Source organism: Nonlabens sp. Ci31 (assembly GCF_012974865.1).
In the GTDB taxonomy this organism is placed as follows: domain Bacteria; phylum Bacteroidota; class Bacteroidia; order Flavobacteriales; family Flavobacteriaceae; genus Nonlabens.
The window spans coordinates 763,296-779,708 of sequence record NZ_CP043633.1; the positions used below are offsets into that span (position 1 = coordinate 763,296).

The following is a 16,413-nucleotide window of genomic DNA, read 5'->3' on the forward strand; positions in this document are numbered from 1 at the left end:
AAATCTTATAATTGTTTAAGTGCTTGTTTTATAAGTTGTTCTGTAGTGGCATCTGGCTGAGTAGAGAGAATTGTATCCACCACTTTCTGAGCTTGTTTGCGCATATATCCTAAGGTTTCTAGAGCAGATAACGCTTCTTCTCTTCCAGTATTGCTTGAAACCATTGTTAATTGTGGATTATCGAGCACTTGCAATATTTTATCTTTCAAATCTAAAATGACACGTTGTGCCCCTTTTGCACCTATTCCTTTGACGCTCTGTATGGTTCTTACATCTCCAGAGGCAATTGCCTGCGCAATTTGGTTGGGATCTAAGCTCGATAGCATGGTCCGAGCAGTATTTGCTCCAATACCAGAAACGGATAGTAATAATTTAAAAACCTCTCGCTCCGTTTTTTCAGCAAAACCAAAAAGACGGTGTGCATCTTCTCGGACTAATTGATAGGTAAATAATTTGACAGCCTCCCCCTCAGGAATTAAAGAATAGGTATGTAAAGAGATTTCCACCAAATACCCTACACCAGCGCAATCAATGACAACATCTGTCATATTTTTTTCCACCAATTTTCCTTGCAGTTGTGCGATCATTATTTAACAAATTTTAAGATGCCAAATGTAAGAAAATATAAACGACCAAATGTCAAGACAATAAAGGCTTTTATTGCTTTTTACTCGCGTGTTTTTCTTTTTGCTGCGCATCGATTACGGCAACTGCAGCCATATTTACAATTTCATCTACACTTGCTCCTAACTGCAGGATATGAACCGGCTTTTGCATTCCCATCATGATAGGACCTATCGAGTCTATCCCGTTCAATTCCTTGAGCATTTTGTAAGTACTGTTAGCACTTTCTAAGTTGGGGAATATCAGCGTGTTTACTTTTTTGCCAGCGAGCTTAGAAAAAGGGAATTTACTTTGTAATAACTCTGGATTTAAAGCAAAATCTGTTTGCAACTCTCCATCCACTACTAAATCAGGATAATACTTGTGTAAATATTTAACGGCATCAGTAACCTTTGTCGCATGAGGATGCGAGGAAGAGCCGAAGTTAGCATAAGAAGTCATCGCAATTACAGGAGAAATCCCAAACATAGCTGCAGTGCGACCCGTCATTTGAGCAATTTTAGCCAGTTCTAATGCGTCTGGATTGATGTTAATAGAGGTATCTGACACAAATAACGGCCCTCGTGAAGTTATCATCAGGTTAGTCGTTGCAATTTTATCTACTCCAGGCGCTTTACCTATTATTTCCATCATAGGTCGTACAGAGATAGGGTAAGATTGTGCCACGCCTGTAATCAACGCATCTGCATCTCCTAATTTCACCATCATAGCGGCAAAATAATTACGCTGCCTTAATGTTTTTCCTGCGTCAAATTGTGTGGTTCCTTTTCTATGTCTGAGTTTCCAGAATTCATCAGCATATCGATCTCGACGCGCTTTTTCTTCATCAGATTTAGGATCGATGATCATACAAGGTTGATCAAAGCCTAGGTCTTCCATCAATTCTTCTATCATATCGCGACGACCTAATAAAATAGGAATCCCTATACCTTCTTCCATTACAATTTGCGCTGCCTTAAGTACATCGATGTTATCTGCTTCGGCAAATACAATTCTCTTAGGGTTGGTTCTTGCGCGATTCAATAACAAACGCACCAGTTTATTATCTGACCCCATGCGACTAAGCAACTGCTCTTCGTACTTTTCCCAGTCTGTAATAGGTTCTTTTGCCACACCACTTTCCATAGCTGCTCTTGCTACGGCTGGAGGAATAGTTGAGATCAATCTAGGATCAAATGGCTTTGGAATAATATAGTCTTTCCCAAAGGCTAGCTTTAATTCCCCATAAGCAATATTTACTTGCTCAGGAACGGGTTCTTTGGCTAATTGCGCGATGGCGTAGGTGGCCGCCAACTTCATTTCTTCATTAATTTTAGTAGCTCGAACATCCATCGCACCTCTAAAAATAAATGGAAAACCCAAAACATTGTTCACTTGATTAGGATGGTCACTTCTCCCAGTTGCCATAATGATATCTTCTCGAGAAGCCATCGCGGTATGGTAATCTATTTCTGGAGTAGGATTTGCCATGGCAAAAACAATAGGAGATTCATTCATGGATTTCAACATAGCTCCATCCACAATATTACCTGCCGAAAGTCCTAAGAATACATCCGTCCCTTTAAAGGCTTCCCGTAAATTCATCTTTGGCTTATCTGTAGCAAACTGCATCTGTTCTGGACCTAAATCAGTTCGATCTTTGGTGATCAATCCGTCGATATCAAACATCATGATATTTTCTTTCCTTGCCCCTAATTTTACATAAAGACTCGTACAAGAAATCGCTGCACTACCAGCACCAGAAATAAGGATCTTTACCTCTTCTATTTTCTTATTTGCTATTTCTAGCGCGTTTAATAAAGCAGCACTAGAGATGATAGCTGTTCCATGCTGGTCATCGTGCATTACTGGAATATCCAGCTCTTCTTTGAGCCTTCTTTCTATTTCAAAAGCTTCCGGAGCTTTGATGTCTTCCAGATTAATCCCTCCAAAAGTAGGAGCGATATTTTTTACTGTTTGTATGAACTGTTCCACATCTTTGGTATCTACCTCAATGTCAAAACAATCTAAATCTGCAAAAATCTTAAAGAGCAATCCTTTTCCTTCCATCACAGGTTTAGAAGCCTCAGGACCTATATCGCCCAGTCCTAGAACCGCTGTACCGTTAGAAATTACAGCTACCAGATTTCCTTTGGCAGTATATTTATAAACATTTGATTTATCTTTTGCAATCTCTAAACAAGGTGCGGCTACACCAGGGCTGTAGGCAAGCGCAAGATCTCTCTGACTGCTGTGTTTCTTTGTAGGAACTACTTTTATCTTTCCGGGAGTAGGCTTTGCATGATATACCAAGGCCTCTCTTCTTTTGCTTTCTTCACTCATAAATCCACTTGAATTTTAGTAAAAACAAAGGTAATGCTATTGTGGCTTTAAGTATTTGTGAACTTGATAATATTGCAACTGGATTTTGGATTTTGGGATGCTGTTTTCGCACTGAGCTACCTAAGGATAAACTCCTATTTTAAAAATAAATTAGAAAGTAAAACTACCACCAATCTTTATAAAGCGTCTGGTTTCTTTTTAAAAACCAAATCCGCATTTCTAGGCCTCAACGTAATCAATGGATGGTAATCGATATCCTCATGTACTGGTGTAATTTCAAAGCGTTCCAACATTCTAGCGATGACCAAAATCATTTCAAAAACCGCAAAATTATTCCCAACGCACATGCGAGGCCCGGCACCAAAAGGAAAATAAAAATCTCTATACGCCTTTGCCTTATCTGGTGCAAAACGATCTGGATGGAAAGTCTCTGGCTCCTCCCAAAGATCTTTTCTGCGGTGCATTTCATAAAAGGATATCAACCAGATACTGCCCTTTTTTATCTCTACGTCTTCACAACTATCTGCTTCTAAGGCAACACGATCAGTCACGTATGCAGGAGGATACATCCTTAGGGTTTCATCCACACATTGTTTGATATACGGCATGGCCATCAAGCCAGTCATCAGATCTTCATTTTCTAGATGACCAATTTCCTTACTCGCTTTAACAATTGTTTCTGGATGCTGAGCTAGCAACTGTGCGGCAAAACTCAGTGCATTTGCGGTAGTTTCATGACCTGCAATAAACAATACCAAAATCTCATCGACCAACTGGTCGTCTTCCATGTAGGAGCCATCTTCATAGGTACTGTGCAATAACATATCGAGAAGATCTCCAGGTTCTCTATCGCTAGACCTGCGGTTATTAATGATGTTTCTAAGAATATCTCGAGCTTCTTCAATAAGCTCTAAAGAATAGGGTATGCTATTCTCTCCCGAAAGCCATTCCCGATCAAAATACCATTTCATCCATGGAATCCTCAGTTCTTTAATGAGCATTTTTTGAGCTTTCTCAGTAATGAACTGGAGTCTTGATATTTTACCTTCGAGATCATCGATATCACCCAAATCAAATAAACTACGTGCCACAACTTTAAAAGCTAAATCATTGAAGACGTCATAAACGTCAATTGCTTCGTCTGTTTTGATTTTATTAAATTCTTCCTGGATCACTTCATCCATAGTTCTCATCAGAGACGAAATGGATTTTTTATAAAAGGCTGGCTGGATCAATTTGCGATTAGCACGCCATTTTTCTCCATTCTCGGTGAGTAAACCGTGACCTATGTACTTCCCAAGATCTTCCGTTTGTAAAGTAGATTTATTGAAATTCTTTTGGTTTTTTTGAAGTATGTGCTGTGTGATTTTTTCGTCACAGGTAAAATGAATCATTAATCCTGGCTTGGGACTTATTTTAAACGTATTGCCATACTTTTTAAAATTCTCTCTATGAAATGGCAACGGATCCTTATAAATCTGTCGTGATTTTGAAAGGAAAGTAAGCGCTGGAATCTGTTCTATTTTTCTCATGATTGACTAAATAAACCACCTGTATTGTTTGCTTTCACTCTCCCCAAGTGCTTATAGGCATGTTCAGTTACCTCGCGACCTCTAGGAGTTCTAATAATAAAACCTTGTTGTATTAAGAAGGGTTCGTATACTTCTTCAATAGTCTCTGCACTTTCAGACACCGCAGTTGACAGGGTGGTAATGCCTACAGGGCCGCCTTTAAATTTATCTATAATAGTGGTGAGAATTTTATTATCCATCTCGTCAAGACCATGCGCATCTACGTTTAATGCCTCCAGCGCATATTTAGCTATGGCCATGTCTATAGTACCATTACCTTTTATTTGAGCAAAATCTCTCACACGCCTCAATAATGCATTTGCAATACGTGGAGTCCCACGACTGCGACCAGCGATCTCTATAGCTGCATTGTGCACTATAGGAACGTTCAATATCTCGGCACTTCTTATTACGATAGTAGAAAGTATTTCAGTGTTGTAGTATTGCAATCTAGAAGCAATACCAAAACGCGCTCTCATAGGAGCAGTGAGCAATCCAGATCTCGTGGTAGCGCCGATTAACGTAAACGGAGCCAAGTTGATTTGTACTGTTCGAGCATTGGGACCGGTCTCAATCATGATATCGATCTTATAATCCTCCATCGCACTGTACAAGTATTCCTCAACTATAGGACTTAATCTATGGATCTCATCTATAAAAAGAACATCGCGTTCGTCTAGGTTAGTAAGCAATCCGGCGAGATCTCCTGGTTTATCTAATACGGGACCAGACGTAACCTTTATTCCCACACCTAGTTCATTAGCTAGAATATGCGCCAAGGTCGTTTTCCCTAGACCAGGAGGTCCATGAAAGAGCGTGTGGTCTAATGCTTCTTCTCGACCATTAGCGGCGGCAACAAAGATCTTTAAATTTTCTAATACTTGATCTTGCCCCGCAAAATCGTCAAAAGACAATGGCCTTAAGGCTCTATCTAAGTCGTTTTCCTCATTGGAAAAATGGTCACCACTAGGATCAATATTTTCATTCATATCTCAAAGATACTACTCCATATTCAGTGAGTTGTATTATTTCTGTAATAAGTATGAGCCTATTGTGATATATGAATTATAATCCCTGTTTCACTTTCCCGCCATACATGCCAGCAGGTAGGAAAGCGAAATACTAAAAAGATGTAGTACATTTAATAAGACCTTGTGAAGGTCAGACACTTTAGAAGTGTATCTTAAAATAAAAAATGAAACCAAGAGAAAAAACACCTCATTTAGAATTATCCCTTATCAATGATACCAGTTGGTCCCTAAAAAAACAAGAGGCAGATAAATATACCCTAATCCTATTTTACAGAGGATATCATTGCCCAGTGTGTAGAAAGCAATTGGAAGAGGTAAAGGAAAATCTAAGCAGAATTATAGAAAGAGGAATACATGTTATTGCCATCAGTATGGATAGCGAAGAAAAATCTAAAAAAACCGGAAAAGAATGGGCTGTAGAAGAATTACCTATAGGTTATGGGCTTTCAAAAGAACAAGCCAAAGAATGGGGACTGTACTTATCCACAGGTATTAATGAAAAGGAGCCAGAACTATTTTCTGAACCAGGGATGTTTTTAATAAAAGCTGACCAAACCTTATACTTCTCTTCCGTACAGACAATGCCTTTTACAAGACCGAAGTTGGACGATGTCATTCAGGCAATTGATTATATAGAAAATAAACAATATCCTGCAAGAGGAGAGGTCTGATACACCTATTACTAATAAAACGAAAAATGCCGCTCTAGGAGCGGCATTTTTATTGAAATAATTCTTTACTATTTAGTGATTCATTTCTTCTTCACCTTCCTGCATCGGAATGTGTTGTGGAACATAATCTTGATCTGAGATAACGTATTCACCATCTTCATTTACTTTACTGTAATCATAAGGCCATCTATAAACAGTCGGTATAGGACCATCCCAGTTACCATGAATATGTTTGTCACCAGTAGTCCATTCTAAGGTATTAGAGCTCCATGGATTTGCCGGAGCTTTCTTACCGTAGAAAATAGACTTTACAAAATTGTAAACAAAGAATAACTGAGCAAAGGCAGTTGCTATAGCAAAGTACGTAATCAGTTTATTAGTGTCTGCTAAATCGTCAAAGTACGGGAAGTTAGTGTTGGTGTAGTATCGTCTTGGTAGTCCAGCCATACCTACAAAATGCATTGGAAAGAAAACTCCATAAGCACCAATTGCTGTTAACCAGAAGTGTACATAACCCAAGTTCTTGTTCATCATGCGATTAAACATTTTAGGGAACCAGTGATAAACACCTGCAAACAAACCATATAAAGCAGATATACCCATTACCAAGTGGAAGTGAGCTACTACAAAGTAGGTGTCATGTACGTTAATATCTAGTGTACTATCTCCTAAAATAATACCAGTAAGACCACCTGTGATAAAAGTAGAAACCAATCCTATAGAAAATAACATTCCAGGATTCATTTGTAAGTTACCTTTCCAGAGGGTCGTGATGTAGTTAAATGCTTTTACCGCCGAAGGAATAGCGATTAATAAAGTGGTAAAGGTAAATACCGATCCAAGGAATGGGTTCATACCTGATACAAACATGTGGTGTCCCCATACGATAGTAGATAAAAATGCAATCGCTAGTATAGAAGCGATCATTGCACGGTATCCAAAAATAGGTTTACGCGAGTTGGTTGCTATAACCTCAGATGTAATCCCTAAAGCTGGGAGCAATACAATATAGACCTCTGGGTGACCTAAGAACCAAAATAAGTGTTCAAAAAGAACTGGTGAACCACCTTGATGTGCGAGCACCTCTCCTTTTATATAAATGTCTGACAAGAAAAAGGAAGTTCCAAAACTTCTATCCATAATCAGTAATAGTGCAGCAGCTAATAATACAGGGAAAGAAACAACTCCAATGATTGCTGTTACAAAAAAGGCCCAAATCGTCAATGGAAGACGCGTCATAGACATTCCTTTAGTTCTCAAATTGATTACGGTGACAATGTAATTCAACGAACCTAATAAGGAAGATGCAATAAAAATAGCCATAGAAACCAACCATAAGGTCATCCCTAATCCAGATCCACCCATCGCTTCGGGGAGCGCGCTTAATGGAGGGTAAATAGTCCATCCAGCGGCAGCTGGACCTAACTCTACAAATAAAGAACCTATCATTATAGTTGCCGAAATAAAGAACAACCAATAGGAAACCATATTAAGGAATCCTGATGCCATATCACGTGCACCAATTTGTAAAGGAATCAAAAAGTTAGAAAATGTACCACTTAAACCTGCAGTAAGTACAAAGAAAACCATGATCGTACCATGTATAGTAACTAGTGCTAGATACATATTAGGATCCATTACCCCATCAGGAGCCCATTTACCTAATAAAGCTTGAAATACCATGTTTGGCTCACCTGGATTTGCCAATTGCATTCTCATAAGTACCGACATAGCAATACCTATAGCCCCCATAATAAGACCGGTAATAAGATATTGCTTTGCAATCATCTTATGATCTTGAGAGAAAATATATTTAGTAACAAAGGTTTCTTTGTGATGGTGATGACCATCATTTTGTCCTTGATCTGCAGTAACAGCAATAGCTTGTCCCATAATTCTAATTTTCAGCGTTAGCTAAAGTTTTTTCAAAAGTTGTTTGTGTTTCTAACCACGTATTGTAATCTTCTTCACTTTCCACTACGATTTTCATTTGCATGTTGTAGTGTGAAGCGCCACATATTTTATTACAAAGAAGATAGTATTCAAATTCATATGGATCTAAAGCCACATCACCCTCAGCTATCAATTCTTTACTTTTCTGTCGTCTTATTTCGTTAATCTTACGAACTTTTTTAGTCATAAATTCAGTCGACTTATAATCTTCAGAAGTTACCGTAGGTTTGAATTTAAATTGAGTTACCATGCCTGGTACCACATTCATTTGAGCTCTAAAGTGAGGCATGTATGCGGAGTGTAATACGTCTTGACTTCTAAACTTAAAGATCACAGGTCGATTAACAGGTAGGTGCAATTCTGTTCCTACTTGATCGTCCATACCGTCCTGATCTGTAGGGTCAATACCTAATATGTTTTGTCCTTCAATGAAACGTACGTTTGCATCACCAAGAGTATTATCTGTACCGCTATAACGAACTTTCCAACCGAATTGGTAGGCGTAAACTTCAACAACTAAAGGGTCATCGTCCATATTTGCGTCCATTATATCATTCCAAGAGAACAATCCCCAAAGAATTAAACCGGCTAACACCACTACAGGAATAGCTGTCCAAATAAACTCTAATCGGTCGTTATCAGCATAGAATAATGCTTTTTGACCTTTTCTACCGTGGTATTTGTAAGAAAACCAATGCAATAGACCTTGTGTTAAAACCTGTACGATCATGATCACTACAGTAGTAAGTAATAGCAAATCGTCGTACTCTCCACCATGCTCAGATGCAGCGTCTGGTAGAAAATAATCTTGATAACCCACAAAGCAAGCTATCATTAATACATAGAGTCCAATACCGAACATAAGCATGTATTGTCCTTGACGTTTATTATCGCCATCATTAGCGACTTCTACAGCGTCAGTATCTGGCTCTGGTGCCTTACCAAGAGATACAATTTTAGATATTTGCCAAACTGAAATGGCAAAAAGGGCTGCTATAAATATGATTAGAAATGCTGTCATTACAGATGTCTTCTATTGTTTTTAATAATGAAAATGTTTACTCTCTCCTAGAAAAGGATCCCCTTTAGGAATTAAAGGAGCTTTGGAAATCGTACGGAATATATAGAATATAAATACTCCTGCAAAAAATAAGAACGAACCTATTTCTGGGAAACCTACAAACCAAGATTCTCCCACGGTCGCTGGCATCACCATCACATATATATCTATATAATGACCGATGACAATAAATAATCCTGCGGTAACCACAAACCAATTAACACGTTTGAAATCTGAATTCATAAGTATCAATATTGGAAATAAGAAATTGATGGCCACCATACCGAAGAAAAGAATGTTATAATCTTGAATACGAGTTACAAAATAAGTAACCTCTTCCGGAATGTTGGAATACCAAATTAACATGAACTGTGAGAACCACAAGTACGTCCAAAAGATACTAAACCCAAACATAAATTTAGCCAAATCATGAATATGAGAATCATTTACAAACTCTAAATACCCCTTAGACTTCAAGAAAATAGTTACTAATGCTATGGTCGTAATAGCAGTGACAAACATACTTGAAAACACATACCATCCAAACAAAGTAGAGAACCAGTGTGGATCAAGACTCATGATCCAGTCCCATGACATGATAGATTCTGTAACCATAAAGAATACCAAGAACATAGCACTGTGTTTAAAACCTTTTTTATACCAAGATATATCGCCATCCTTTGCTTCGTCCTGTTTTAAACCGAATCTTCTAATATTCCATCGGTACAAGTTCCATCCTACAAGAAATGCCCCTGCTCTAAACAACCAGAATGGCACATTCAAATAGCCTGTTTTACTAGCCACTAGTGCGTCATAATTTTCATGTCCTACCACATCAATCCCTTCTTCCATCCATACAAAAATATGGTTGATGTGAAGACCTGAAAACAGTAAGAGGATAAACATGATAATCCCACCGGGTAATATATAACTCCCTACACCTTCCATCACTCTAAAAAGTACAGGAGACCACCCAGCTTGAGAAACTTTTTGCAAAGCAAGAAATGCTAGAGCACCTAGACCAATCATAAAAAAGAAAAAAGCTGCGATATATACCGCTGACCATGGCCTGTTTTGTAGTTGGTGATATAAATGCTCTGCGTGCTCGTCCTCATGACCACCAGCGTGAGCATCGTCTGTTGGATGTTCTTCTGAGCTATGAGCAGCTGCTTGACCTGTATCTTGATGGGCATCCTCTGCTACGCCATGTTCGTTTGAATCCGTTCCATGTCCACTGCCATGAGCAGCAGCATCGTCATCGATCATCTGTTGAACTACAGCTTGCGAACTTGGAACTGCCCAAAATCCCACCGCAGTAAACAGTGCTCCAACAACCATCAGAACGATTGCGAAAATCTTTAATTTGCTAGTTACCTTATACATATTACACTATCTTCTAGGGCTTAATGGCCTTCAGTTGTTGTTTCTATTTCTGTAGAGTGTTGATCACCTTCTTGACTATCGTCGATAATAAGATCAGAAACATTAATTTCATCATTTACTGTTACAAACTCTTGACGAGGCTGTCCTTTTAAATCTCTAGTGAGTGCATCTACGTGTTGCGCTATCTGCCATCTTTCTTCAATAGAAGTCTGAGAAGCATAAGATCCCATATAGTTGATTCCGTAATACATCACGTGATATATAGAACCTTGTGAAATCTCACGTGCATCATAACTAGGAACACCGAGAATTTTTTCAGTAGTCACTAAATGACCTTTCCCATTCCCCTTTGTCCCATGACAGATCGCACAATAAATATTATACAACTCAGCTCCAATTTCCAAATTTGCCTCTGTGTAAAGGAGTGGGTTTTTTAAGTTCGCTTTAGCGGAAGCGTAACCATCATTATTATCTTCATAATCATACGGCAACCATCCACGAGAAACAGATCCTTTCACTGGGGATTGCGCTTCCAAATTTCCTGGGAATATTTCCCCTTCTTGATAAGTTTCATAACCTACAGACTCGTACATATTCGGGAAGTATTGTACACTTCTATTTGTACCTGTTGCCACGGACTTAGAATCTCCACCACAGGAGACAATAAGCAAAGCAGCTAAAGCAAAAAAGAACGTTTTTAATAATCTATTCATTAGAGTGCTTCTTTGTCAATTAATTTTATCTCTACAGCACCAGTGTCGTAAAGAAACTTTGTAACTTCTTCTTCATCGGCTCCGTGAGTATCTATTTCCATAAGAAAATGATCGTCTGTAGTTCTTACGTCGGGATTTTCTGCTTTTTTAAATGGCCATAACCTACTTCTCATATAAAAAGTAATTACCATTAAGTGAGCTGCAAAAAATACCGTCAACTCAAACATAATAGGTACAAAAGCTGGTAAATTTTGTAAATAAGAAAAACTAGGTTTTCCTCCTATATCTTGAGGCCAGTCTTCTATCATCATGTAGTTCATCATTGCCGTAGCAACACATAAACCAACTATTCCATACAAGAAAGCGCTTATCGCTAGACGCGTGTCTGCAATTCCCATAGCTTTTTCAAGACCATGAACTGGAAAAGGTGTGAACACCTCTTCGATATGGTAATGCTTATCTCTAACCTGCTTTACTGCACTCAGCAAAACATCATCGTCAGTATATAAAGCGTGTATCATTTTTGTTGACATAATATCTTAGTTCTACTCGCCAGGATGTGCGATAGGATCTCCCGAAGAAGTCCCTTCATTAGACGTCATTTTATTTTCTCTTAATTTCTTGTACTTACTCCCACTAACTTTTAAGATCGACTTCACCTCTGCTTGTGCGATAACTGGGAAAGTTCTTGAGTACAATAAGAAAAGCACAAAGAAGAATCCTATAGTACCAATAAAGATACCTATATCTACAAAAGTTGGAGAAAACATAGTCCATGAAGATGGAAGATAATCCCTGTGTAGTGATGTAACAATAATTACAAAACGCTCAAACCACATACCTATATTTACCACAATAGAAATCGCAAAAGAAAACATGATACTGGTTCTTAATTTCTTGAACCACATGAATTGCGGAGAAATTACATTACAGGTCATCATCGACCAATAGGCCCACCAGTAAGGCCCAGTGGCTCTGTTCAAGAAAGCATACTGCTCGTATTCTACTCCAGAATACCAAGCAACAAACAACTCTGTAATATAAGCAACACCTACTATAGATCCCGTAATCATGATTACAATATTCATCAACTCAATGTGCTGTATAGTGATATAGTTTTCAAGACTCACTACTTTTCTCATAATGATGAGCAACGTGTTTACCATCGCAAATCCAGAAAAAACAGCCCCTGCAACAAAATAAGGGGGGAAAATAGTTGTATGCCAACCTGGTATTACTGAGGTTGCAAAGTCAAAAGATACAATCGTGTGAACTGAAAGTACTAATGGTGTTGCTAATCCTGCAAGCACCAAAGAAACCTCTTCAAAACGTTGCCAATCCTTTGCGCGACCAGACCAACCAAAAGAAAGAATTCCGTAAATCTTCTTATTAAATGGCGTAATTGCCCTGTCCCTGATCATTGCAAAATCAGGAAGCAAACCAGTCCACCAAAATACTAATGATACGGATAGATAAGTAGAAATTGCAAATACATCCCAAAGGAGCGGTGAGTTAAAGTTTACCCACAAAGAACCAAATTGATTTGGAATAGGCAATACCCAGTAAGCCAACCATGGACGACCCATGTGAATAATGGGAAACAAACCTGCTTGAATTACAGAAAAAATAGTCATCGCCTCTGCAGAGCGGTTGATTGCCATTCTCCATTTCTGACGAAATAATAATAGTACCGCAGAAATAAGTGTCCCTGCGTGACCTATACCTACCCACCATACGAAGTTAGTAATATCCCAAGCCCAACCTATGGTCTTGTTCAACCCCCAAACACCGATACCAGTTGAGATCGTATAAGTAATACATCCTATTCCATAAAGAAAGGCAATGAGAGCGATTGTAAAAACAATCCACCACTGCTTACTTGCCTCACCTTCTACAGGCGCTGCAATGTCTCTTGTTACATCAGAATATGTTTTATCTCCTGTAACGAGAGGTCTTCTTATGGACGCTTCATAATGAGCCATAATGTCTTGATTAGTTTTCCTAGTTAATTATATATTTCTCACTTTAACCTGATACATCACGTTAGGTTCAGTTCCCACTTCTTCTAACAGGTGATACATACGATCTTGTTGTTTTACTTGAAAGATCTCCGATTCCTTGTCGTTGATATCACCAAAGGTAATAGCTCCATTAGAACAAGCATTAGAACAGGCCGTAGCAAATTCTCCATCTTTAATCATGCGACCATCCTTCTTAGCTTCAAGAATAGTCATTTGAGTCATTTGGATACAAAGAGAACATTTCTCCATTACCCCACGACTTCTTACCGTAACATCTGGGTTGATCACCATACGACCTAAATCATTATTCATGTGGTAATCAAACTCATCATTCCCGTTGTAAAGGAACCAGTTGAAACGGCGCACTTTATAAGGACAGTTGTTAGCACAATAGCGAGTACCTACACAACGGTTATAAGCCATATGATTCTGACCTTGACGACCATGGGAAGATGCTGCTACTGGACATACTGTCTCACATGGTGCGTGATTACAATGCTGACACATTACTGGCATAAAAGACACCTCTGGATTATCTGCTGGAATCTCCAACTCTCCAAAACCTCCTAATGACCCATTGTCTCCAAATAATCCATCAAAACCATCTTTCTTATCCTCATCAGCCTCAAAACTATCAGTAGAGGAATAATACCTATCAATACGCAACCAGTGCATATCACGAGATTTTCTTACTTCTTGTTTACCCACGACTGGCACATTATTCTCTGCATGACAAGCTATCACACAGGCACCACAACCAGTACAGGAGTTTAGGTCGATAGACATATTAAAATGATGCCCTACCGATCTATCAAAACTTTCCCAAAGATCAACATCTGGAGAAGTTACTGGAGTTTCAATGTGGTTCAAAGAAACCTCAGGCATTGGATTAAAGTTATCCTTATTTCCTGTTCTATAAGTAGCCAAATCAGTTTCGCGAATTATATCGCGACCCATCATGGTATTTTGCAATTGTGTACAAGCAAACTGATGGTTACCACCAGCATCTTTAACAGTAACCGCTTGTACAGCAACACCGTTCTTATAGAAAGGATATGCATTTACACCAGTTTGCATTTCTTCTTGAATTGCAGCAGTCTGACCATAACCTAGGGCAATCCCTATCGTTCCAGCAGCCTGACCTGGTTGAATAAGAGCAGGAAACTTTCTTTCTACACCGTCTAAAGTTACTACTACCTGAGTACCATCTAGGGCACCGTTAGCAACATTCTCATTGACAACACCTACCGCCTCAGCATCTGCTTGCGAAATAGTAACGTAGTTGTCCCAAGTTGTTCTTGTGATAGGATCTGGCAATTCTTGTAACCACGGGTTGTTTGCCATGGTACCGTCACCCAGTCCTGTTTTGGTATATAAAGTAAGTTCGTATCCAGAAGATTTTTTGGCGTTTGCCAAAGCATTTAATGCGGAGGCATTACTCATTTCATTCACTGCTTCATCTTCTGTAATATTTACATCAGAAGCAGTTTTTTTATAAAAACCGTCTTGTAAGGACTGGTTCCAACTCGCTCCAGTAGAACTAGTTGTTTCTTTTAAGTAATCCTTGTAAGACTGCTCATTACCAGACCATTTTAATAAGGTCTCTTGTAATTGACGTGTCTTAAATATAGTATTTATAGTAGGCTGTGTTAAGAACACATGACCTTTTTTTATTTCTGTATCAGCCCAAGACTCTAAGAAATGCGGAGTAGTTGCAACATAATCTACTTTTGCAGCTGTTGCATTCATAGAAGAAGCAAATGATACGGTAAGAGCTACTTTATCTAAAGCTTTCGCGAAAGCGTCACTATCATCATAACTGTATAAAGGATCTACACCAGCAATAAAAATGGCACCCACTTTACCAGCGCTCATATCACTCACTAACTGATCTACTGATTTACGATTACCTTGACGAGTCATTATAGGTGCTACGGTATCACTAATAGAAGAATTTAAAGCTTCATTTATAGCAATCGTCAACTGTTGTGCTGCTTGATCTGGAATCCCACATAGAAGCACTCCATTTTTACCAGCTCTTTTTAAGCTTATAGCCGTTTGCTCAACAGATTTAGCCACTTTATCAGATAATGAAACGTTTGCTCCACCACCAACAACCTTACTATAAAGCGCAGCAAGTATATGCTTTTGCTCTGTAGGAGTAACTGGGTAACGCCTATCTGCATTTGCCCCTGAAAGAGTCAAGTTTGCCTCATATTGAATATGATGAGACATCTTACCATTCTTAGGTACCCGAGATTTTGCGTAACCTTTGTCAAATCCACCACCTTGCCAGTCACCTACAAAATCAGCACCTACAGAAACTATAGTTTCTGCATTTGTAAAATCATAATCTGCAAGAGCTCTTTTGCCGTATTTGGCTTCAAAAGCATTTAACGCACCATCTTCACTAATGGTATCATAAGTAACAACACGTACATTGCTATAGGTATCCTTTAGCTCCGATATGATTTTGGACATCGATGGACTTGCATAAGTTTGTGCAAGCACGACTAATTCTTTGCCATTTAATTGAGCTAATTGAGCCGCAACTTGTTGATCAAGTTCTTCCCAAGTAGCCTCCACTCCTTTAATCATTGGAGCTTTTAAACGGTTGTTATCATATAAAGACAACACAGACGCATGTACGCGGGCATTTGCATGACCCCTAAAAGCAGCATCTCTATTGCTTTCTATTTTAATCGGACGACCTTCACGAGTTTTAACCAAAACACTTGCATAATCGTAACCATTTGCAATGGTAGTTGCATAATAGTTAGCCATACCAGGAATAATTTGCTCCGGTTGGTTGACATAAGGTACCGAGTAGATGACAGGACCTTCACATGCTGCCAGCGATGCTGCAGCTGTTGAAAATCCCACATATTTTAAGAAGTCACGACGTGAAGTGTTTGATTCCTCCATCGCCTGATCGTTTCCTAAAAACTCGTCAGTAGGAATAGCGCTCGCAAACTCATTCTGCTCAAGATCTTTTACCATCTCGTTGCTTTCATCTAGTTGCGCAGTACTTTTCCAGTATTTTTTAGTAGTAGCCATAAATTTC

The 16,413-nt window shown here is 38.8% G+C and carries 12 protein-coding genes; 1 reads left to right on the plus strand and 11 read right to left on the minus strand.

The features are described from left to right. Positions 1–5: 5 nt before the first annotated feature. From ruvA to ruvB, 4 genes are all read right to left on the minus strand, one after another. The gene (ruvA, locus tag F0365_RS03440; RefSeq protein ID WP_169932410.1) at positions 6–587 is read right to left on the minus strand and encodes a Holliday junction branch migration protein RuvA; all 582 of its coding nucleotides are present in this window, start codon (positions 585–587) and stop codon (positions 6–8) included. Positions 588–657: 70 nt separating this feature from the next. After that, entirely contained in the window at positions 658–2,946 is a 2,289-nt protein-coding gene (locus tag F0365_RS03445; protein ID WP_169932411.1) for an NADP-dependent malic enzyme, read from the minus strand. A gap of 176 nt (positions 2,947–3,122) precedes the next feature. After that, positions 3,123–4,478: a cytochrome P450 gene (locus F0365_RS03450; protein WP_169932412.1), complete on the minus strand. Its 1,356-nt coding sequence runs from the start codon at positions 4,476–4,478 to the stop codon at positions 3,123–3,125. Continuing rightward, positions 4,475–5,506 carry a Holliday junction branch migration DNA helicase RuvB gene (ruvB, locus tag F0365_RS03455; protein WP_169932413.1) on the minus strand — a complete coding sequence of 344 codons (1,032 nt, stop codon included), beginning with the start codon at positions 5,504–5,506 and terminating at the stop codon, positions 4,475–4,477. The genes F0365_RS03450 and ruvB overlap by 4 nt, the downstream gene beginning before the upstream one ends. Before the next feature lie 206 nt (positions 5,507–5,712). Here ruvB and F0365_RS03460 point away from each other — a divergent pair, with 206 nt between their 5' ends. Continuing rightward, positions 5,713–6,219 carry a peroxiredoxin-like family protein gene (locus tag F0365_RS03460; protein WP_169932414.1) on the plus strand — a complete coding sequence of 169 codons (507 nt, stop codon included), beginning with the start codon at positions 5,713–5,715 and terminating at the stop codon, positions 6,217–6,219. Positions 6,220–6,291: 72 nt separating this feature from the next. Here F0365_RS03460 and F0365_RS03465 read toward each other — a convergent pair whose 3' ends face one another. Genes F0365_RS03465 through F0365_RS03495 form a run of 7 tightly spaced genes read right to left on the minus strand, consistent with a single transcriptional unit; the run spans position 6,292 to position 16,406 of the window. Then, positions 6,292–8,112: a cbb3-type cytochrome c oxidase subunit I gene (locus tag F0365_RS03465; RefSeq protein ID WP_169932415.1), complete on the minus strand. Its 1,821-nt coding sequence runs from the start codon at positions 8,110–8,112 to the stop codon at positions 6,292–6,294. A 4-nt stretch (positions 8,113–8,116) separates the two neighbouring features. Beyond that, complete coding sequence (locus tag F0365_RS03470; protein ID WP_169932416.1) at positions 8,117–9,193, minus strand: cytochrome c oxidase subunit II; 1,077 nt, start codon at positions 9,191–9,193, stop codon at positions 8,117–8,119. 21 nt (positions 9,194–9,214) lie between these two features. Further along, positions 9,215–10,615, minus strand: a complete 1,401-nt coding sequence (locus F0365_RS03475) for a quinol:cytochrome C oxidoreductase (protein WP_169932417.1) — start codon at positions 10,613–10,615, stop codon at positions 9,215–9,217. A gap of 20 nt (positions 10,616–10,635) precedes the next feature. After that, positions 10,636–11,328 carry a c-type cytochrome gene (locus F0365_RS03480; protein WP_169932418.1) on the minus strand — a complete coding sequence of 231 codons (693 nt, stop codon included), beginning with the start codon at positions 11,326–11,328 and terminating at the stop codon, positions 10,636–10,638. Beyond that, positions 11,328–11,861, minus strand: a complete 534-nt coding sequence (locus F0365_RS03485; RefSeq protein WP_169932419.1) for a DUF3341 domain-containing protein — start codon at positions 11,859–11,861, stop codon at positions 11,328–11,330. The genes F0365_RS03480 and F0365_RS03485 overlap by 1 nt, the downstream gene beginning before the upstream one ends. A 12-nt stretch (positions 11,862–11,873) precedes the next feature. Further along, entirely contained in the window at positions 11,874–13,310 is a 1,437-nt protein-coding gene (gene nrfD, locus F0365_RS03490; RefSeq protein ID WP_169932420.1) for an NrfD/PsrC family molybdoenzyme membrane anchor subunit, read from the minus strand. Between the two features lie 27 nt (positions 13,311–13,337). Next, complete coding sequence (locus F0365_RS03495; RefSeq protein WP_169932421.1) at positions 13,338–16,406, minus strand: TAT-variant-translocated molybdopterin oxidoreductase; 3,069 nt, start codon at positions 16,404–16,406, stop codon at positions 13,338–13,340. Positions 16,407–16,413: the final 7 nt, after the last annotated feature.